Source organism: Methylocystis sp. IM3 (assembly GCF_038070105.1).
In the GTDB taxonomy this organism is placed as follows: Bacteria; Pseudomonadota; Alphaproteobacteria; order Rhizobiales; family Beijerinckiaceae; genus Methylocystis.
The window spans coordinates 139,576-159,721 of sequence record NZ_JBBPBZ010000001.1 but is presented as its reverse complement, the minus strand read 5'-3'; the positions used below and the strand labels follow the sequence as shown (position 1 = coordinate 159,721).

Genomic DNA, 20,146 nt, shown 5'->3' with positions numbered 1-20,146 from the left:
GTTTCGTCAGGCGTCGTGTTTTTCTGAATTATCAGGGTCCTTGTCGTGATGATGGCCATGGCCGTGATGCATGAAGAGATGCATCAGAGGGCACGCGAGCACGACAAGGAATGGCAAGGCGTCGAGAACGTGTCGCCAATGCCAGTAAAGGAGGAAGGCGGCAGCTAAAGCGTAGAGCGCCAACAACGGCGCTTTCGAGAGAGAAAACTTCATGGTCGGCCCCTTAGAGAGGAGATGAGATCGTTGGCGCCGAGAGACTAGCCGCTCGCCTATCGGGACGCCATGGAGTCATAGCGTGTCAAGGCGATAGGGCCCTAGCGCTCGATCGAGCGAAGCCAATCGCGCCAGATCGGCCAATCGTCGCCGCCCCCTTGTGGCGCCTTTTCGGTCGCCACAAGCCGCGAGCGGCGCGGCGCTCGTGGCAGGCGGAAGGTCACAGGGCGCTCGAAGAAAGATACGAACCGCGTGCCCTGCACGAGGCGTTCCACAGCGAGGGGAACAAGAATGGCGGATGCAGTAACGATAAGCGCAACGGCTCCTGCGTCGTCGATCACGTCCAGCTTCAGCAGTGCGATCACGGCCATGGGCAGGAAAAAGGCGAGATAGACGACAATCGAGCGCCCACCAAGCCAGCGCAGCGCCGGCAGGAGGCGCGCCTGAGCGAGCAGCGCCGAGAAGGAGACGACGGCCGCCGCGCCGGCAAATCCGAGAACAAGCCCGACGCGGGGAAAGGCCGCAAAGGCGAGCCGCACCGCGAGACCGTTGACGACGCCCCAGACAAGAAGGGCGCAAAGCGTCGTCCCCACATTAGCGCGCGCCAGGTCGGCAAGCGCGAAAACGTGGGGGGCGAGGGCGTAGCCCACGAAAAAATAGACGTAGCGCGCGGTGAATTCGTCGATGACGGTGGAGTTCGTGTAGATGTTAGAAACTTGCAGGCCGGCGGCGACGACGAGCACAGCTGCTAGGGGCGCGCGCCGCAAAAGTTTCGTCACGACGAAGAAGATCGGCAGCTGATAGATGAACGACAGCGGACAGATTGCTATTAGGGGGGCTGCCTCGCCCTCCGGCTCATCTCACGCATGATAACGTCCTTTGCCATGCGTGACCGCGCAAAGCACGACGTCAGGCAACAGGTCGCGCGCATCCCTCATACATGTATGTGAAGATGCGGGGACCGTCCGCATACTGGTTTCTAAGCTCTTTCAGCTCGAAGCCGGCCGAGCGTATGAGATCATCCATCTTTCGGTCTAGGTGACAACCGCCAGAAACGCGACGCCATATAGGGGTCAATCGATGCTGCCAGCGTTCGACGCCGACCTCTGGGCAAAGCCCATGTTCGATAAAGAGCAGCCGCCCATCCGGTTTAAGCACCCGCCGCATTTCGCGTAACGCAAGCAACGGGTCTGGGACCGAACAAAGCGCCCAGGTCATGACGACCGTATCTATCGTGCTATCGGCGAGAGGTATCGCGGTCGCCGTCCCCTGTAGAAGTTCGGCTTGCACTCCAGCCGCGGCGGCACGTCGCCGCGCCATGGCAAGCAAGCGGGGCGAGGGGTCGACCCCGACAACGATCTCAACCTGTTTGCTATAAAACGGAAAATTCAGGCCCGAGCCGACGCCGATTTCCAGCACCCGGCCCCGAGCAGATGCACCCACCTCGCGGCGGTATTGTTCAAGTTGCGGCTGCCGCATAACCCAATCGAGCAGCGGCGGGAGAATCCAACGCTCGTAGAAGTTCAGGCCCTTCTCGCGACGCGATTCCGGCAACAGACTTTTGGGCGTGGAGGCGGACGGCGCGTCATCATGCTTCTGGGAGAGGATTGGCGGCACGTTCATTTCTCTCTCCCTGGCATGGACCGCGCCGGTTGGCTTCGTCGCTGATAGGGCGATAAAGGCTGCTCCGAGAGTTGTTCGCCGCCCGAGCCACGGATCGACAACGGCAAGCAGCCGCGCCGCCGTCCCGCATGGCGGATAATAGGCGGCCCCGCGCATCTCAAGGACGTCGAGTCCCGCGCTGCTAACAAGTTGGCTAAGTTCCGCCTGTGAGCGAAATCTAGCCGCTTGCCATAATGGATGGCCAAGCCAGCCACGGACGCGTCGATAGGCCGCCCATAGACTTCGGCCGCCGAGTTCCCCGATAATGAGCCGCCCTCCCGGCTTCAGCACGCGGGCCATTTCCGCAATGGCCCGCTCGGCATGGGGAACGAAGCAGAGCGCCGCAACCGCAAGAACTCGGTCGAACTCCGCGTCTCGGAATGGCGGCGTCTCGGACTTCCCCTCGACGAGCCGCAATTGAACATTCTCGATCACGGCCCGCCGTCGCGTGGCGGCGATCATTACCGGGTCCGGGTCAAGGCCAGTTACGACGGCGCCACGCCGGGCAAGTTTCGACGCAAGGGCGCCATCGCCGCAACCGACATCAAGTAACGTCATCCCGGCGACGGACCCGAGAAGTTCAAACAGAAGCTGTTGCTCTAGAGCATCGGTGATCTGGCCGAGGTTGCTCGATCGCCAGCGGGCGTAGGACTCGACCAACCCCGCCGCCTGCTGCTTCCGGCGATGCGTCCCCGTGCTCATTTCATTACTGGTCTAGCACGCGTCGGCGCTCCTCGAATTCTTCCTTATTAATTTCGCCACGGGCGAAACGCTCTTTGAGAATGTCGAGGGCGCGTCCTGGAGGCGGTTGATACGGCGGTTGCGCTCCATACCCCGGTCCGCCAATCCAACGCACGAGAAGAACAACGACCGCGATCACCACGGCGAGCGCCAGGATCATGAACAGCGGGCCAAAAATCATGCCATACCCGCGCCACATCATAGGCGACATGTGATACCAATCATATTTGTTGGGCTCGGTTGCTGTCTGCGCCCAACTCCAAGCGGGTTGCAGGATCAGTGCGGAGCTTGACGCCGCCATAAGTGTCGTGCGGCCGTTCATGGGCTTCCTCCTTACCGCTGTTGTCATTAGTTCCGCTCAAGCCAGGCCGGGGACCGCGCATAAGCAGAGCGACGATCAGGCCGGAGATAAATGTCAGCGTGGCGATTGCGCCGATCGCCCATGCCATCCCGTAGAGATCAGCGATGACGCCGGCGGAAAGTGCGCCAATCGCGTAGCCGAGATCGCGCCAAAAGCGATAGACGCTGAGCGAACGCGCCCGCCAGCTGGCATGCGACGCGTCGGAAACAGCGGCGATCAGGCTCGGATAGACCATGGCGGTTCCCAGGCCCAGAAGCAGGCTGCCAATCAGCCAGTAATGAAAATCGCGCGTAAAAGCCGTGAGGAACAGAGCAGCGGCCTGGACCCACATCCCCGCGACGATCAGGCCTTTGCGTCCCCAGCGATCGCTCAAAGGGCCGGTCGCGATTTGGAGAACGCCCCATGTCGCCGGATACACTGCTTTGAGAATGCCGATCCGCTCCACGCCGAGTCCGAAGGCCGCGAAAAACAGCGGAAAAATGCCCCAGCTCATGCCGTCGTTAAGATTGTTCACCAGTCCGGCTTGAGAGGCGGCGAAGAGATTGCGATCGCGGAAGGAGGTCAGCGTAAACACCTCCCAAAATCCCATTGCGGCAGCTTGATTTGGAACGTCGCCGATCTCCGCGCGGACATGGGCGCGCGTGTCGCGAACAAGAAGAATGGAGAGCAGCGTGCCCGCAATCGCGTAGCCGACGCCCAAATAAATCGGCGTCGGGCGCAGCCCATACTCCGACGCGAGATAGCCAGTGAGAAACGCGGTGACGCCGACCGCGAGATAGCCCGCGAACTCATTGAGGCCGACCGCCAGGCCCCGCGACTTCGGCCCCACGAGGTCAATTTTCATGATGACGGTCATCGACCAGGCGAAGCCCTGATTGACGCCGAGCAGCGCATTGGCGGCGACAATCCATCCCCAGCTCGGGGCCCACATGATCATGAAGGGAACTGGCAGGCCGACCAGCCAGCCGAGGATCAGCACGCGTTTGCGGCCCCAAACGTCGGCGAAATGCCCCGAGACGAGATTGGCGAAGGCCTTGACCACGCCGAAGCTGACGATGAAGGAGACCACGAGCGTGGTCGACGCAAGGTGGAATTCCTCCGAACCGATCAACGGCACGACCGTGCGCTCGATTCCGACCATGCCGCCGACAAAGGCGTTGATCAAAACGAGCAGCGCGAACTGCCGCCAGTTGGCCCGTAGCCCAAGCGTTACGCCGGAGGCGGCGCGCGCGGGCGCGCCGGTGTCGATCACGCTCATTCCGCAACTACCCTCGAGCCGGAATTAACCGCGCGGATTTCAGCCGCTTGCGCGGGTGGCGGCGGAATATCGGCGACCATGGCGCGCACAAAGGCGTCTTCGTCGTCGATGCGAAACGCCTTGTTGTGGCGTTTCTCAAAGCCGATCGTCGAGGTCGGCTTGCCGCTTAAGCTGCGGCCACAGACCGAGCCGGAATAGGCTCCGGGCAAGATTTCGAGATAGTCCGGCAGGGCCTTGAGGCTCTGCACCGAGCGGAACAAAGCGCGCGCGCCTTCCTCCGCGCTCGTGGCGAGTTCGGTTCGGCCGAGATCGCCGACCATCAGCGTGTGGCCGGTCAATACGAACCAAGGCTCGTCGGCGCGCGTGCGATCGGTAACGACAAGCGAGATATGCTCGGGCGTGTGCCCCGGCGTGTGCAGGACCTGGACTGAAACATTGCCAAGCTCCAACACCTCGCCGTCGCGAACGCCACGGAAGGGGAAGGCCGCTTTCGCTTCGGCAAAGAGCACATATTCCGCGCCGGTCGCTTCAGCGAGCTCACGACCCGCCGAGACGTGATCGGCGTGCAGATGCGTATCGATGACGTAGCGAATGCGCATGCCGCCCTCTTCCGCGGCCCGAACATAAGGGCCGATGTCGCCGACCGGATCGACGACCGCCGCGGCGGCGCGCCCGCCGCAGCCGAAAAGGTAGGAAGCAGCGACAGGGCTGGAGTGCAGGAACTGGCGCAAAATCATGGGGGGGGCTCCACCTTTCCTTGTCCGCCAGCGCCTGGGGACGGATGCATGCCTTGACAAAGCGCTTGGACAATATTCAATTACTCGCTTGAATGATAGAGACAAGAGATCTTATGTCAACCCAAAGTCCGAAACAGGCGCTATTCGCGGAGTTTGCCGCCGTTGCTAGAGCTTTTGGGCACGCGCATCGTCTCGAACTGCTGGAGCAGCTCGCCCAGGGCGAGCGCAGCGTCGAAATCCTTGCGCAAAAGACCGGCCTCTCGATCGCCAATGCCTCGCAGCACCTTCAACAGATGCGGCGCGCGGGCATGGTGAGCCCAAGGCGCGACGGCAAATTCGTCTATTACCGGCTTGCCGATGACGGGGTTCTCGATGTGCTCGCTGCTTTACGCAGGATCGCCGAACGCAATGTGGCCGAGGTCGAGCGGATCGTGCGTAGCTATTTTGACGATCGCGACAGCCTGGAGCCGGTTTCTCGCGAAGAGCTGGCGGAGCGACTGCGCGCGGGGACCGTCACCGTGCTTGATGTTCGGCCCGAAGATGAATTTGCCTTAGGGCATGTGCCTGGCGCGTTGAATATTCCGCTTCATGCGCTCGAAGCGCGGCTCTCGGAACTTAATCGCTCGCAAGAGATCGTCGCTTACTGCCGCAGCGCATTCTGCGTTCTCTCCTACGAGGCGGTTGCGGCGTTGCGCGCGCGCGGCTTCGAGGCGCACAGGCTGGAGGATGGTTTTCCCGAGTGGCGTTCCGCTGAGCTGCCAGTCGCCGTTGGCGATGCATGAAGCATAAAAATCAATACCTCCGCAACAAGACCCTGAGTCTCCGCCTTTTCTCGTGCAGTTGATCAACCATCATCGGGTCGAGCGCGTGTCTTTTACGGTCGACGAAATCCTTGCCCCCAATCATCGAATGTTGGTCTCGAGTCGCGCGGGAGCGCGGGCTTCTCCTGCAGTCCATGCGCAAAATCTTTTGCTCGAACCCGACGACGATTCTAACCCGCGCTTGGTCTTGCGACGCCAATGTCCATAATGGCCGGCATTGCTTGGCGCTCAGTCCGGCGTGCTCATCAAGAATGCGGAGGCTTTGGAGCGGTTCCAGAAGATCGATACGGTTGTCGTCGACAAGACCGGCATGCTCACCGAGGGGAAGCCCAGGGTCACAGCCATCCGCCCGGTCGCCGAGGAGGGCAGAGGCGACCCCATCAGAACCCGCGCGGCTGCGGCGCCGGCAATCGCCACAAGAAGCGCCATAGTCCCACGCCAGAAGCCAGTCGTAGGCGATCGATTCACCGCACCTTTCATCTCCTCGAATTATGGGTTTTTGATCAAAGATTTGCAACTTCAGGTGAGGACGAGCTTCATGCCGGAAGCGAAGAGAATCATCGCTAAGATGTACCGCAGTCCGCTGTCGGGCAGATAGCGGCTACCTACAAATGATCCGATCGTGCCCCCTGCGCCGACAGCAACAAGCCAGACTGGCAACGCCTGCGGTGTTGAACTAAGAATGCTGTACGCGCCAATCAGCGCGGCCGCTGAGTTAAGCAGGTTATATGCGGCCGTCACCGCCGCTGTACGGCGCAAACTGACCCAGTTCATCGACAGGATCGCGGGCGCAAGGAAGATACCGCCTCCAGTTCCCGTCGTGCCGGATATGAACCCTATTGCCGCGCCGGTCAGCAAAGCAGGAAGGAACGGAGGTTGCGTAGGCGGTGAAAAGTGCTTGACGCTCATTTTTGTCGCTGAGCGGACCATCTGCGCAGCCGACAGCAACAAAATGACGCCGACGATCGGATAGTAAATCGCAGTCGATAGTTGGACCGCGCCGCCGACCAGGGAAAATGGGAATCCCAACACAGCGAAGGGATAAAAAGTGCGCCAGGATAGCAAGCCACTTCGCCAGAACTGAAATGTTCCGATAGACGACCCGTATAACAGAATGGAACTTATGCGACTGCTGCGAGCGCAGTTGCGCCGACCGCGCCAATTAAGACCACCAGCCAAGGCGGCACTCGCCAAAACACCAGCAGCAAAAAAGCGAGCGCCGCCAGCCCAAAATCCGCTGGGCTGAAAATCGCGCTCGTCCAGACCGGCGTATAAAGCGCCCCAAGCAAGATGCCGACAACCGTCGCATTGACGCCTTTGAGCGCGGACTGCACCCCCATGCGATGACGTAGAGCGACCCAAAACGGCAACGCGCCAATGAGAAGGAGAAAGGATGGCAGGTAGACCGCCGCGAGGCAGATGAGGCCGCCCGTCCAACCATTCGGCGCGGACTTCATCGCCGTCCCCAGATAGGCGGCGAAAGTGAAGAGCGGGCCGGGAACGGCTTGCGCCGCCCCGTAGCCGGCAAGGAACGCATCGTTGCTGATCCAGCCGCGCGGCACGACGGCTTGTTGCAGCAACGGCAGCACGACATGCCCGCCGCCGAAGACGAGCGAGCCCGAACGATAGAAGCTACTGATAAGCTCGATCGTGTGATTGGAGGTTGCCGTTGCCAGCAGCGGCAACCCGAAGAGCAACGCCGTGAACAAGGCGAGAGAGGCGATTGCAGTCGCACGACCGACAGGAATCCCGAGCGGCGCAGCTTTCGCGTCATTCCTGCTGGGGAGGAAACGCCAGCCGATGACGCCTCCTGCCACAATGGCCGCAATCTGGCCGATTGCCGAAGGAATGGCCAAGGTGAGCAAAGTCGCCGCGACGGCGAGCGTCACCCGTTCCCGATCAGGGCAAAGGCTTCGCGCCATGCCCCAAATCGCCTGGGCGACAACGGCAACGGCAACGATTTTCAGGCCATGCAGCCATGCAACCTGCGATATATCGCCGAGCCTGCCGACGCCATAAGCGAAGGCGACGAGCGCGAGGGCCGAAGGCATGGTGAAACCGAGCCATGCCGCAAGTCCGCCCGGCAACCCGGCGCGCAACATGCCGAGAATAATGCCGACCTGACTGCTCGCTGGCCCGGGCAGGAATTGGCAGAGCGCGATGATGTCGGTGTAGGCCGCTTCGTCGAGCCATTTGCGGCGCTCGACGAATTCGGCGCGGAAATAGCCCAGATGTGCGATTGGACCGCCAAAGCTCGTCACCCCAAGCCGGAGGAACACCCAAAGCACTTCAAGAAAGGAACGACGCCCTCTATAGGGCGTCGCGTCGACGTCCACGTTCATAAGGACTCATGCTTTTGGTGGCGGCGGCGCAGTGAATTGCGCGATCTCGGCCATACCGAGCGCCTGTTCAATGAGCGCGATTTGCGCCACGGCGTCTTCAAACCCGTCCTTGCCGAATTGCTGATATTCGATGTCTTCGAACGTCTCACCCATTTCGTCGAGTTGATGCGCCGAGAGCGCGCCCTTCCACGCCGGAAAGACAACGGTATCCTCGCGCGCGGCGTGGTGCTCATACATAAGTTCGACACTATCCAAGACACGCGCCAGCGCCTCGGCGTCGCCGGCTGCTATCGCCCCTTTGCCGACGACGGCGAGGATGTAATCCGTGAGCTCCCGGCCGCGTTGGTGTTGGGCGATTAGAACATCGACATAGGCCGCCGCCGGCCCCCCGACCTTCTTGATCGTCGGGAAGATGTGCGTCTCTTCGAGTTTTTTCTCGTGATAGTCCTCGCCGAAGTTGCGAAACATCATTGCCGTGCGGTGGATCAGGTCGGGATCGAGGCTGGCCGGCTTTGTCCGCAGCTTCGCGGCCATGTCACGATAGACGAGGATGGCGCGGCGAATGACGCCATGCTCGCGCATCAGGTCTTCGACCGCGCCGACTTCCTTTTCTTTGTCTTCGTCGCGTTTTTCGGCGGCCCGAACAATTTGAGGGTTGGCCCCTGCCAGCACGAGCCCCGCGCCGGCGGCGATGACCAGGCGGCGACGTGCGTTGTCAAATTCGATCATCGGCGTCTCCCTTTTATGATGAAGATTGACTCCGCAGCCCTGAGGCCACTCAGGCGGCGGGGTCGTCCTCGAATAGCTCTCCGAACAATTCCCGCACCTTGAGTTTTGCCGCAGAAAGCGCCTTGGCTCCTGCGGGCGTTGCACGATACATGCGCCGGGCCGTGCTGCCGATCCTCTCTTCGGTCGAGGTCAGATATCCTTTGCCTTCGAGGCCGTGCAGGATGGGATAGAGCGTGCCGGCGCTGATCTTGTAACCATGCCGTTCCAGTTCCTCGATCATAGCGAGGCCGTAGATCGGCTCTTTCGCGGCGTGATGGAGAACATGGAGCCGGATCAGACCGGCATAGAGAAATTTGTTGCGCATCGCCCCGGATCATGATCGAAATCCGATATCGGTTTAAGATAACGTTAGTGCGATGCTTCTCCGTGTCAACCTATTTCAAACGGGCGTGCAATCGTCAGGCGACATAGTAGGCGCAGGCTTTAGCCCATCTATAATCGTGCGCAGGGAATTGGATTGCGCTTACCGTGAAGCAGGTTCAGACTTTCATTTAAGCGCAAGCGTACGCAACAACCGGGGTTCCGCATGGCCTCCTTGACCGGCCGACGATTCTATTCGGGGCTCTCAAGAAACACGTTTCTGCTGGCCTTCGGCAGCCTATTCGCCGACATCTCGACGGAGATGCTCTACCCGGTCCTGCCCGTGTTTCTGACTCAGACGCTACAGGCATCCGGAAGCATCGTTGGCCTGATCGATGGTCTAGCTCAGGCCACGCAGAACGTGGTGCAAGGCTTTTCCGGCGCGCTGTCGGATAAGTTGCAAAAGCGAAAAACGATTGCCCTCGTCGGCTATCTGTTGGCGATGGTCGCCAAGCCTCTGATGGGGCTTGCCACGGCGTGGCAAGGCGTTTTCGGCGCGCGATTGCTCGACCGGCTGGGGTCCGGCATCCGCTCCGCGCCGCGTGACGCGCTGATCGCATCTTCGGTCGACGACGGCAACAGAGGCAGAGCCTTCGGGCTCGAAGGCATCGGCGACAATGCAGGCGCTTTTCTGGGGCCGATCTTGGCCGCGTTCCTCCTCTATTCCTTGCATGTTGAGATACGCACCATTTTCTATGTCGCGCTCATTCCCGGCCTTCTGGCCTTCGTTATGGTTCTGCTTGTGACGGAGCGCCCCGCAGCGGCAACCGCCAAGTCGAAAATCGACGCCAGCTTGTGGCAATTTCCGAAAAGTTATTGGAAGTATTTGCTGGTGATAGCCTTGTTTGGACTCGGCAACTCAAGCAACTCGTTTCTGATCCTTCGCACGCAAGACCTTGGCGCGTCCCTCGAGACCACGATTCTGATTTATGCTGGGTTCAATCTCGTTGCTGCACTGATTTCCTATCCGGCCGGGACTCTTTCTGACCGATGGGGAAGAAGAAATGTGTTGCTAGCCTCCTTCATTATTTTCGCGCTTGCCTATCTTGGCTTTGCGCTGACAAGAAATATTTTTTTGGTAGCGGGAGCATTCGTTTTCTACGGATTGTATGAAGGGATTTTTCGTTCCGTCGGCAAGGCGCTCGCGTCGGATTTCGTGCCGGAGCATCTGCGCGCTGGAGGCATCGGCTGGTACAGCACGACCATAGGCCTGCTACAACTCGTCGCCAGTGTGGTCGCAGGGGTGCTTTGGGACAAAGCCGGCCATGCGGCCGTGTTCTATTACGGCGTCGCCTCTGCTGTGGTTGGCAGCATCGCTCTTCTCTTGCTGATTCCAGAGTGCCGAAATCCAACCGCCCCAGATAAGCTGGCCTGACCCGTCGCAGACGACGCGCATCCTCACGATCATGCTGGCGTCTGAATGCATGACCAACACCGCTGGCCATGTGTTCCGCTTAGCGATCTTTTTTTGCATTTCCACGGTTCCGGCTGCGAAGTTGTATTCGCGTCCTGAGAACCCATCTAACAGGATGGGCCAGTTACGATAGCATGATTACAATCATGCTTTGGCATGCGCCGTCGTGGCCAACGACTCTCAATTGAAGGAGAGCTCCATGATCCGCGCCTTGGCCATTGTCGCCTGCCTCATCCCTGCCGCTTCGTTTGCACAGTCGAATCCTGACCGCCAAAGCGGCGGCGGAGCCGATCACCAGATGATGCAGCATCATCATATGATGCATGAACAGGGCGCAACCGGTAATGGGCCGACACAGTCCGGGCAGGACGCATTCGCGGCGATTCAAGAAATCGTCGGAATTCTAGAAGCCGACCCCAAGACCGATTGGTCAAAAGTGAATATCGACGCGCTCCGGCAGCATCTCATCGACATGAACAACGTCACACTGGCAGCCGACGTGAAAAGCGAGCCGGTTGACGGCGGAATCCGGCTCATCATCACGGGTTCAGGCGGGGTTCGGGACTCGGTTCGTCGCATGGTGATAGCCCACGCGGAGACGATGAACGGCGTGGACGGCTGGGGCTTTGAAGCGTCCGAAATCGAGGGAGGCGCATCTCTGATTGTGCGCCCACCCGCCAGCGACGCCGCCAAGTTGCGGGGGCTCGGCTTCCTCGGTGTGATGACGCGGGGCATGCATCATCAGATGCACCATCTCATGATTGCTCGTGGTGAAAACCCGCATCATCACTGACGATCAGCTGCAAGGACTACGGCTACCGACAAGTCCATTGGGAAAACGTCTACACCACCAAGGGTGAGGCCGAGGCGAATTAAAGGGACGAATCCAACATTAGCATTTATCGAGTCCCAGAAAGCAGGAGCGCACCGCATCTCAACGCAAGACGTCCGGTTGCGCCGATTGTTCTTGGCGTCTTGTTCACGATTGCGGCCCTGACCTCGTCCTTCGCTAGGCCAGCAAAGGGGACGGCTAGGGTGTTAGGCCGAGACGCGACGCCATGCGTCACTTACGCTGGTCGCTGCGATCACCCCCCCCTCGTTGCTATCGCTACGATCTGAAAGATTGGCGATACGGCGACGAGCGAGACTTTGAATGTTTCATTCTAGACGAGAACTGATGGAAGGAAAAGATTTAACGAGGTTAGCTGGTTTCAGGAAACTCTTGCCCCGTCTCTCGAATTGCGTGAAGTTGTCAGCGCGCAACCGGCATCGGCCATCACCGCTAGACCACATCGTCAGGCGCAAGCGCACAGGCAAGATGCTGGTCAACCTCAATTTGGACGGTTGCGTGGTTGATCTTGAACCGGGCGGATAACTCCTCGCACAAGCCATGAATGAAGGCGTCGCCCGGGTGCCCTCCCGGCATCACCAGGTGGCATGTTAACGCGATCTCCGTTGTGCTCATCGGCCAGACATGCAGATCGTGAAGGCTCGCGACTCCCGCACGCCCTTCGATGAATCGACGCACCTCGGCGGGGTCGATTTGCATGGGAACCGCCGCCATCGACATGCCGACAGAATCTCGCAGCAGCGCCCATGTACCCGAGACAATGACTGCATTGATCGCGAGACTGACCAGAGGATCAAGCCAGACCCAGCCGGTCAGAAAGATCACGAGACCGGCGGCCACGACGCCCGCCGAGACGAGCGCGTCCGCCGCCATGTGCGCGAAGGCTCCCCGCACATTGAGATCGCCTTTGCGACCGGCAGCAAACAGTAATGCCGTGACGCCATTGATAACGACGCCAATCGCGGCCACGATCATCACCGTCTTGCCAGACATCGGCTGAGGATTGCTGAATCGCAGAATTGCTTCCCATGAAATCGCGCCTACGGTCAGCAGCAAGAATATCGCGTTGAACAGCGCGGCCAGAATCGAAGAGCCGCGCAGGCCATAAGTGAAGCGAGCAGACGGAGCGCGCTTGACCAGCGCGCTTGCTGTCCAAGCAACGAGCAGCCCGAGCACGTCGCCGAGATTGTGGCCTGCGTCCGCAAGTAGAGCGACGGAATTGCTGAGGACACCGTAGGCGACCTCGATAATCACAAATCCGACATTGAGGGCGACGCCAATCGCGAAGGCTTTCCCGAAGCTCGCGGGCGCGTGAACATGTCCCGCTCCGTGGTAATGTTCGTGATGGCCGTCGTCGTGGGAATGGTCACGCCCATGCCCATTGTGCTCGTGATCTTGGCTCAATGCCGATGCCGATGCCGATGATAAACGTCAGGGTAGTGGGCGTGCGCATGCCACAGCGGCTCGTGTCGGTGCCAATGGGAGTGCGGCTCGGTTATCTCACCGTCATGCTCATGCTAATCATAATGATCGTCATGAGCGTCCCAGTGACCCGGGTGGTAATCATGGTGCCCATAATCCGGTTGGCAAACCCACGCCGGACCGTTCCAGCCATTAACCCACCCACAACCTACCTTCTCCACACTGACGCCGGATGCGTCTGGCAAAGTTTGTATAAAAGGCGCGGCGCGGGCGGCGCTCGTCGCAATGACCGTGGCAAACAACGAAGTGATTGCGGCGGCGCACGCGCAACCAATCTTGCCGGATTGTCTCATGACCCTCTCCTAAATCATTCGTAAATAACTTGGTCCTCGCACCATGAACGACGGATGAATTTTTTCAGATCTTTCGTTATCCATCTGGGCGGTACGGCAGCACTCACGTGAGCGCAAAAGAGGGCCGCTCGCACTCCTGTCCCCTGATGTAGCCTTCTGTCACGTTTTGTCGTTGCGTTTACAGCTTCAACTCACCTTCAACCTCTCGTAAATTCTGATCCTCGATTTGGATCGTCGCGTGCGTTATGCGAAAGTCATTCTTCATCACGTTGTTGGCCGCGAGAAGGACCGTCCGTGCCTGCGCCATATCCGTCACGACGAGATGGCAGCTCATCGCGTCTATGCCGGAGGTAATCGTCCAGACGTGCAGATCGTGCACGGCTGTCACGTCGGGAATTTCGGCGAGTTTTCGCTCAAGCAGCGCAATGTCGACATCCGGCGGCGTGCCCTCCATCAGAATATGGACCGCCTGTTTCAACAAGATCCATGTGCGAGGAATGATGAAGAGCCCAATGCCCGCTCCGATGATTGGATCGGCCAGCGGCCAGCCGGTGAGCATGACGATCGCCGCAGCGATAATGACGCCGAGCGACGCAAGCATGTCGCTCAGGACTTCGAAATATGCCCCTTTGACGTTGAGGCTTTCCGACGAGCCGGCGGAGAGGAGCTTCATGCTGATCAAGTTGACCGCAAGGCCAACAAGGGCCACGCCCAGCATGGGCGCGCCTAGAATTTCAGGCGGGTCCAGGAAGCGCTGGTAAGCTTCGTATAAGATGTAGCTGGTCAGCAACAGGAGAACCACGGCGTTCGTCAGCGCCGATAAAACCTCCATTCGGACATAGCCATAAGTGTTCTGAGGCGTCGCCGGGCGCTCCGCGAAACGGATAGCGATGAGCGCTAAAGCCAAGCCGGCGGCGTCGGTCAACATATGCGCCGCATCCGCGAGCAGCGCAAGGCTGCCCGTCCACAGACCGCCAATCACCTCGACCGCCATGAACGCCACGGCGAGAGCGAGAGCGCTGACGAGCCCTCTCTTATGCCGCCCCGCAGCGCTTCCCGATGGCGTTGCCGGCCCGTGCGACTGTCCTGCCTCCATGATTATCCTTTTCGAGGTTCGACAAAGGGGGTTCGTCGGGCGAAAGCAGCGCGGAGCCGGAGCCATGACGTAGCATGGGGTAAGCTGCAATCCTCACGGAGGCGAGCCTGTGTGAGGGACAGGAGTCGGCCGCAAGAGCCGCAGCGCGTTGGCGATAACCACAAGCGACGCGCCGACGTCAGCGGCGATGGCGCCCCAAAGGGTGGCCAAGCCGGCGAAAGTGAGCGCCATGAAGATGGCCTTGACGCCGAGCGAGAAGGCTATGTTCTGCCGGATAATTGCAAGTGTCCGCTTCGCGTGACGAACCAGCCAGGGCAACTTCGAGATGTCGTCGGTCATCAGCGCGACGTCGGCTGTTTCGATCGCGGCGTCGGAGCCAATCGCGCCCATAGCGACGCCGAGACTGGCGCGAGCTAGCGCTGGCGCATCATTTACGCCGTCGCCAACCATTGCGACGACGCCATAACGGCCAACCAGTTCGTCAATCTTCTTAACTTTGTCCTCTGGCAACAATTCCGCATATACCTCGTCGACGCCAACTTCACGCGCAATGGCTTCGGCTGTGACCCGGTTGTCTCCCGTTAACATGACGATATGCGCGACGCCGGCGGCATGCAGCTGCCGGACGATTTCGCCAGCTTCGGGGCGAATTGTGTCGGCGACGGCGATGAGTCCGCAGACATGCCTCGCATTGCCGACAACGATCACGGTCTTGCCATCCCCCTCCAATGCTTCCGCCAGTTCTGCGGACTGGGGCGTGTCCTGGCCGCGCTCGACGACATAGCGATGCGAACCGAGCCAGAACGGCTCGCCGTCAAACATGCCTGTCAGGCCCTTTCCTTTAAGCGCCTGGACTTCCGTCGCTGGCGCAATGACGCCCACCCGCTCTTGCGCCTTGTGGAGAATGGCGCGCGCCAGCGGGTGCGTGGAACGGGCCTCGAGCGCCGCCGCACGCGCCAACAATTCAGCGTCCGTATGCGTCCCGAACGGCACAACACGGACGACCTCCGGCTCGCCGCGCGTAATCGTTCCCGTCTTGTCCATGGCTACGGCTTTCAGCCGGGCGGGAAGCTCGAGATAAGCCCCGCCCTTGACCAGCACGCCGGCTCGAGCTGATGAAGCGAGCGCCGCGACAATGGACACGGGCGTAGAGATCACTAAGGCGCAGGGACAGGCGATCACCAGCAGGACAAGCGCGCGATAGAACCAATCATTCCATGCTCCCCCGAATGCGAGCGGCGGCCCGAGAAAAACGACGATCGCAAACGCCATGACGGACGGCGTATAAACGCGGGCAAATTGTTCCACCCATTGCTCCGAGGGAGCGCGCCGAGCATGCGCCTCTTCCACCATGCGGATAATGCGGGCGAGCAGGGTGTTCTCGGCCGCGCGCGTCGCTTCCACCGTTAGCGCGCCGTCGCCATTTATCGTGCCGGCAAAGACGTCGGCGCCCGGTTCCTTCTCCACAGGCACGCTTTCGCCAGTGATCGGCGCCTGATTTACGGCGCTGACGCCCATCACGACGCGGCCGTCGAGCGCAATACGCTCGCCGGCGCGAACGACGAAGCGGTCGCCCGGCCGAATTTCCGCCGCCGGCGCGTCCGCTTCCGATCCATCTGGACGCAAGAGCCGGACAGTGGGTGGCGCAAGATCAAGAAGGGCGGAGATGGCATGGCGCGCCCGCGCGACGCTCCAGCTTTCCAACGTCAGCGAGAGTGCGAACAAGAACGACACGGTCGCCGCTTCAAACCATTCGCCGATGGCGACAGCGCCGGCAACGGCGATCACCATCAAGAGGTTCATATCGGGTCGCAAGCCGAGCGCCGCATACCAGGCTTTGACAATGACGAAACGCACGCCGAAGACGACCGCCAGCGCGTAGGCGGCCGCCTCTGGCAATGGCATGGACTTTCCGTCATGGCCCCCCAGAAGCCTCAGCGCTTCGCCAAAGCCGCCGGCGAGCCATATGTGAATGACGAATCCGGCTGCGACGAACAATCCACTGAGGCCCGTGAACCAGACTTGCTGACGGCGCCGCCGCTCGCTGGCGTCCGAAGGTTCCCGGCCTTCGAGGCGCCATTCGTCGGCGGTCATGCCGGTGCGGCGAACGGCGCTGATGATCTCGCCGGGCGAGATGGACGGGGCGGTGTCCAGCACAATCATGCGGCCGCTCAATACAGCGCGACTTTCGCTGGGCCGAGTCGAGGGTTGAGTTTTAACGCGGCTTCGAGGTCTTGCTTCGCGCGCTCGAGTTCGTGCTTGTCCCGAAAGGCGTTTGCCCGCTCTACGAAGGCGCTCGCATAGCGCGGGTCGAGCTCAATGGCTTTGTCGTAGTCCGCAATAGCTCGGTCGAGATTGCCCTTGGAATGATAGATGGCGCCGCGCAAGACGTGCGTGGGGGCGGATTTTGGATCGAGCGTCAACGCTGCGTCAAAGTCGGCTAGCGCCCTGTCGAGGTCGCCCTTATCTCGATAGGCGGTCGCGCGGCCTCTGCGAGCCATCGCCAGGCTTTTGTCGAGACGCAGCGCGACGTCGTAATCGGCGATGGCGCTGTCTAGGTTGTTCTTCGCGCGATAAGATTCGGCCCGGCCAAAGAAGGCCGTTGCGGATTTGGGTTGCGCTGAGATCGCCGCGCCGTAATCGGCGATGGCGCGATCAAAATCGCCTCGATCACGATAGATCGACCCACGCTCCAAAAGGGCGGGCGCCGATTTCGGGCTGAGCCGCAGCGCCTTGTCGAGATCGGCGAGGGCTCGGTCAGAATCGCCCTTAGTCCGATAAGCGGCGGCCCGACTGATATAGGCGAAGAGTTGATTTCGCTTTGTCCCCCCTCTTCCGCGCGAAATAACTTCCGCGCAGGCGGCGATCCGCGTCTCGATCTCGCCGGTGCGGCACGCGGCTAAGAAATCGGTTCGTGCAAACGCCGGCGTGCTGAGCGAACTCAAAATAGACAAGGCCAAGAACAAGGGTTTAACCGGCAAGGTTACAAAGCTCGCCAATAGCGAGCCGGATTTACGGAAACCACGGCGGCGATTCACGCTCCTGCGCATGCGATCTCCTGGTTTAATAACGGCCTCAGCCTCCCCAGCGCCCTCAACCTTCCGCGAGGCTTTCATTTGCCGGCATGTCGGCGTCATTTTAGCGCGCGCAAGCTATCGCCAGAGGCGGCAGGCAATGTGACAGCCACCTGCAGCCCGTGGGGCTGAAGCGTCCTGAATCTTAACTCGCCGCCGTAGGCCTCGAGGATGTCGGCTGCGATCGCGAGGCCGAGCCCTGAACCTTCGATGGTTTCATCGAGCCTGATCCCTCGCTGACCAAGTTTGGCCAGTTGGTCCGCTGACACCCCGGGGCCGTCATCTTCGATAACGACGCATAGGCGGTCTCCTCCTGCTCCGGCGACGCGGACTTCGGACCGTGACCATTTGAGGGCGTTGTCCAAGAGCACGCCAAACAGTTCGGTCGCGTCTTCCTCAGCGACGCTCGTTTTTATGTTGTTGGGTATCTCAATCATCCAAGAAACGCTTGCCCCTTTGGGGCTACGGGACAGCGTCTTGATCACGCCTTCGATTACGTCACGCACGACCGTCGACTGTTTTGCCGTTGCAGCGGTCGATTGCACACGCGCCCTGGAAAGCTCACGATCAATCTGACGGCGCATGCCAAAGGCAAGGTCATGCAGTTCGCTTGCAATTTCTATTTCACCTTTTCGCGATAGCCGATCGGCGTCTGTGGCCAAGACCGTTAGCGGCGTCTTGAGGGCATGGGCCAGGTTGGCCGCGCGCGCCTTGGCTGCTTCAAGCGCCTTCGCCTTTGCTTCAAGGAGTGAATTGACCTCGGCGACGAGTGGCATAATCTCGTCTGGACCGTCGATAAGGACCGTCTTTTGCTCACCGGAACGCACGGCGTTTACGCTGCGGCGGACGGCTTCCAAAGGTCTCAGACCGATGGCAATCTGTCCCCACGCAGCCAGGAGTAATCCAATGGCCAGGATTGCCAGAGACTGGGCGACGTCGCCGGCAAATTCGCGTCGCCCCTCGATAATTTCCTTGCGATCTAGGCCGGCTATGATCCTGAGAAGATGTCTCTCCTCCCCAACGGTAAAGATGACGCCGCGTTCGCTGGCGAAAAGCGTTTCGCCGTTCGGTCCGGGCAAATCGTGACGGTGGACTCCTCCCGGCTTCAGTGGATCATTGGGAAGTTCAATTATATGGTCCCATAGTGAACGTGAACGCAACTTAGCTCCGGTGGCGTCGTCGCTAACTTGCCAGTAAAGACCGCTCAATGGCGCATCGAAGCGGGGATCCGCCAACTGCCGACCGATCTGAAGCGAACCATCCGACGACAGGGAAACGCTCGCCGCGAGCTGGCGAACGTAAGTGTCCAGTTCAGCTGCGACGCGGCGAACAACATAACGTTCAAAGACGCCAACTAGCGCTCCCCCTGCAAGAAGCAGGGCGACAATCAGCGAAATCGCGGCGGCGACCAAGAGGCGCAGTCGCAGGGAACGGCTGCTCATCCGTCCCCGCCGATAATGTAGCCAAAACCGCGGCGCGTTTCGATGCAGTCGAACCCGATTTTCTTACGGACGCGTCCAATCAAAACTTCGATGGCATTGCCATTCTTGTCTGAATCATGAGAAAAAAGCTGCTCCATCAACTCTGCGTGCGGCACCACTCGGCCGGAGTGATGCATCAAATAACTCAACAGCCGATATTCTTGCGGGGTGAGGCTAATCGGCACACCATCGCAGGTCAGTCGCATTTGACGTGTGTCGAGGCTCAAAGGGCCGACTGTAATGACTGCCGCAAAGAGTCCAGTTGATCGACGCACGATTGCACGAAGCCGCGCCAGCAACTCCTCCATCTTGAACGGCTTTGGCAGATAGTCATCAGCGCCCGAATTTATCCCCTCGACCCTTTCCGTCCAGGTGTCGCGCGATGTAAGGATCAAAATAGGCATCGCGCGGCCGTTGGCGCGCCATCTTTTCAAGATCGTGAGGCCGTCCAGGCGGGGTAAGCCAAGGTCAAGAATGGCGGCTGAGTAATCCTCAGTGTCGCCCTTGAACCAAGCTTGTTCGCCGTCGCCTTCGCAGTCGACCAGATACCCTGCTTCAACGAGCGCTTCCGCAACGTTGCGAGCAATGCGCTGATCGTCTTCTACGAGCAAAATGCGCATTACCGGCCTCTGGTCTCTACGACCCTGGCTGTTCGTGCATCGACGACCGCTTCGACCATGTTATCCCCAGGCGCGATGATCTTGATTTCGTACAGCCAGACCCCACCGTTACGCTCCAGCTCAACGCCGACGATTTCGCCGGAAACAGTCTTGCGGACCTCAGAGAGAACCGTCTCCAGCGGCAGTATTTCCTGGCGCGCCAGAGCCCGGAGGGCAACGTCATGATCTTCGGCTTTCTTGCGGAACTCGTCCTGCGCCATGGCGCTGCCAAACCACCCCACCGAAAGAAGGAAGAGCGCCCGGACCCGGGTTTGTCGCAATATTTTGGCCATGAGCAATTATGCCCGACTGTTCCTGTCAAATCGATAACAGCTCCTGACAGCGCATCGACAGCTAAGGGTTGATATGAGGGGCGACGCTGAGCGTGTCCAGAGAGGGGCGCCAGCCAGAATATTCTCCCGGCGCCAGCCCGGGTCGTTGAAGCAAGACGCAGTTAGGAGCTGCCGACGTGGAAAACCACGATCGCGGGAGGGCGCCGTGGCGGACATTTGT

At 60.2% G+C, this 20,146-nt stretch carries 20 protein-coding genes and 2 pseudogenes; 4 read left to right on the top strand and 18 right to left on the bottom strand.

Annotation, left to right across the window (positions count from 1 at the left end; genetic code table 11):
• Positions 1-6: 6 nt before the first annotated feature.
• From WOC76_RS00795 to WOC76_RS00765, 7 genes and pseudogenes are all read right to left on the bottom strand, one after another.
• Entirely contained in the window at positions 7-213 is a 207-nt protein-coding gene (locus WOC76_RS00795; protein WP_341102769.1) for a DUF2933 domain-containing protein, read from the bottom strand.
• 101 nt (positions 214-314) lie between these two features.
• Entirely contained in the window at positions 315-992 is a 678-nt protein-coding gene (locus tag WOC76_RS00790) for a hypothetical protein (protein ID WP_341102767.1), read from the bottom strand.
• Between the two features lie 130 nt (positions 993-1,122).
• On the bottom strand, positions 1,123-1,740 hold the full coding sequence (locus WOC76_RS00785) for a class I SAM-dependent methyltransferase (RefSeq protein ID WP_445730576.1): 618 nt from the start codon (positions 1,738-1,740) through the stop codon (positions 1,123-1,125).
• Positions 1,741-2,052: 312 nt separating this feature from the next.
• Positions 2,053-2,433, bottom strand: a pseudogene (locus WOC76_RS00780) (class I SAM-dependent methyltransferase); the annotation flags it as partial.
• A gap of 148 nt (positions 2,434-2,581) precedes the next feature.
• Positions 2,582-2,797: an SHOCT domain-containing protein gene (locus tag WOC76_RS00775; RefSeq protein ID WP_341390044.1), complete on the bottom strand. Its 216-nt coding sequence runs from the start codon at positions 2,795-2,797 to the stop codon at positions 2,582-2,584.
• A 40-nt stretch (positions 2,798-2,837) separates the two neighbouring features.
• Complete coding sequence (locus WOC76_RS00770) at positions 2,838-4,235, bottom strand: MFS transporter (protein ID WP_341102764.1); 1,398 nt, start codon at positions 4,233-4,235, stop codon at positions 2,838-2,840.
• On the bottom strand, positions 4,232-4,972 hold the full coding sequence (locus WOC76_RS00765) for an MBL fold metallo-hydrolase (RefSeq protein WP_341102762.1): 741 nt from the start codon (positions 4,970-4,972) through the stop codon (positions 4,232-4,234). Before WOC76_RS00765 ends, WOC76_RS00770 begins: the two co-directional genes overlap by 4 nt.
• Before the next feature lie 113 nt (positions 4,973-5,085).
• Between WOC76_RS00765 and WOC76_RS00760 the strand changes: the two genes are divergently transcribed.
• Both WOC76_RS00760 and WOC76_RS00755 read left to right on the top strand, forming a co-directional pair.
• Positions 5,086-5,754: an ArsR/SmtB family transcription factor gene (locus WOC76_RS00760; RefSeq protein WP_341102760.1), complete on the top strand. Its 669-nt coding sequence runs from the start codon at positions 5,086-5,088 to the stop codon at positions 5,752-5,754.
• Positions 5,755-5,970: 216 nt separating this feature from the next.
• Positions 5,971-6,196, top strand: a pseudogene (locus tag WOC76_RS00755) (hypothetical protein); the annotation flags it as partial.
• Positions 6,197-6,312: 116 nt separating this feature from the next.
• Here WOC76_RS00755 and WOC76_RS00750 read toward each other — a convergent pair.
• Genes WOC76_RS00750 through WOC76_RS00735 form a run of 4 tightly spaced genes read right to left on the bottom strand, consistent with a single transcriptional unit; the run spans position 6,313 to position 9,228 of the window.
• Entirely contained in the window at positions 6,313-6,972 is a 660-nt protein-coding gene (locus WOC76_RS00750; protein WP_341102758.1) for a sulfite exporter TauE/SafE family protein, read from the bottom strand.
• Complete coding sequence (chrA, locus tag WOC76_RS00745) at positions 6,915-8,135, bottom strand: chromate efflux transporter (RefSeq protein ID WP_341102756.1); 1,221 nt, start codon at positions 8,133-8,135, stop codon at positions 6,915-6,917. The genes WOC76_RS00750 and chrA overlap by 58 nt, the downstream gene beginning before the upstream one ends.
• Positions 8,136-8,141: 6 nt before the next feature.
• Positions 8,142-8,864, bottom strand: a complete 723-nt coding sequence (locus WOC76_RS00740; RefSeq protein ID WP_341102754.1) for a hemerythrin domain-containing protein — start codon at positions 8,862-8,864, stop codon at positions 8,142-8,144.
• A gap of 49 nt (positions 8,865-8,913) precedes the next feature.
• The gene (locus tag WOC76_RS00735) at positions 8,914-9,228 is read right to left on the bottom strand and encodes a PadR family transcriptional regulator (RefSeq protein ID WP_341390050.1); all 315 of its coding nucleotides are present in this window, start codon (positions 9,226-9,228) and stop codon (positions 8,914-8,916) included.
• Between the two features lie 222 nt (positions 9,229-9,450).
• Here WOC76_RS00735 and WOC76_RS00730 point away from each other — a divergent pair, with 222 nt between their 5' ends.
• Together WOC76_RS00730 and WOC76_RS00725 are read left to right on the top strand one after the other, a co-directional pair.
• Positions 9,451-10,659 carry an MFS transporter gene (locus tag WOC76_RS00730; RefSeq protein WP_341102752.1) on the top strand — a complete coding sequence of 403 codons (1,209 nt, stop codon included), beginning with the start codon at positions 9,451-9,453 and terminating at the stop codon, positions 10,657-10,659.
• Positions 10,660-10,897: 238 nt separating this feature from the next.
• Positions 10,898-11,491 carry a hypothetical protein gene (locus WOC76_RS00725; RefSeq protein ID WP_341102750.1) on the top strand — a complete coding sequence of 198 codons (594 nt, stop codon included), beginning with the start codon at positions 10,898-10,900 and terminating at the stop codon, positions 11,489-11,491.
• A 489-nt stretch (positions 11,492-11,980) separates the two neighbouring features.
• On the opposite strand, the gene WOC76_RS00720 is transcribed toward WOC76_RS00725, so the two are convergent.
• The 7 genes from WOC76_RS00720 to WOC76_RS00690 all read right to left on the bottom strand — a co-directional run bounded on the left by WOC76_RS00720 (position 11,981) and on the right by WOC76_RS00690 (position 19,926).
• Complete coding sequence (locus tag WOC76_RS00720; protein WP_341102748.1) at positions 11,981-12,952, bottom strand: cation diffusion facilitator family transporter; 972 nt, start codon at positions 12,950-12,952, stop codon at positions 11,981-11,983.
• 549 nt (positions 12,953-13,501) lie between these two features.
• The gene (locus WOC76_RS00715) at positions 13,502-14,419 is read right to left on the bottom strand and encodes a cation diffusion facilitator family transporter (RefSeq protein ID WP_341102746.1); all 918 of its coding nucleotides are present in this window, start codon (positions 14,417-14,419) and stop codon (positions 13,502-13,504) included.
• 93 nt (positions 14,420-14,512) lie between these two features.
• On the bottom strand, positions 14,513-16,582 hold the full coding sequence (locus WOC76_RS00710) for a heavy metal translocating P-type ATPase (RefSeq protein ID WP_341102745.1): 2,070 nt from the start codon (positions 16,580-16,582) through the stop codon (positions 14,513-14,515).
• Between the two features lie 8 nt (positions 16,583-16,590).
• Positions 16,591-17,556, bottom strand: coding sequence for a tetratricopeptide repeat protein (locus WOC76_RS00705; protein ID WP_341431224.1), 966 nt, complete (start codon positions 17,554-17,556; stop codon positions 16,591-16,593).
• The gene (locus tag WOC76_RS00700) at positions 17,553-18,935 is read right to left on the bottom strand and encodes a HAMP domain-containing sensor histidine kinase (protein ID WP_341102741.1); all 1,383 of its coding nucleotides are present in this window, start codon (positions 18,933-18,935) and stop codon (positions 17,553-17,555) included. The genes WOC76_RS00705 and WOC76_RS00700 overlap by 4 nt, the downstream gene beginning before the upstream one ends.
• Positions 18,932-19,594 carry a response regulator transcription factor gene (locus tag WOC76_RS00695; RefSeq protein ID WP_341102740.1) on the bottom strand — a complete coding sequence of 221 codons (663 nt, stop codon included), beginning with the start codon at positions 19,592-19,594 and terminating at the stop codon, positions 18,932-18,934. Before WOC76_RS00695 ends, WOC76_RS00700 begins: the two co-directional genes overlap by 4 nt.
• Positions 19,594-19,926, bottom strand: coding sequence for a PepSY domain-containing protein (locus WOC76_RS00690; RefSeq protein ID WP_341102737.1), 333 nt, complete (start codon positions 19,924-19,926; stop codon positions 19,594-19,596). The genes WOC76_RS00695 and WOC76_RS00690 overlap by 1 nt, the downstream gene beginning before the upstream one ends.
• Positions 19,927-20,146 lie beyond the last annotated feature (220 nt).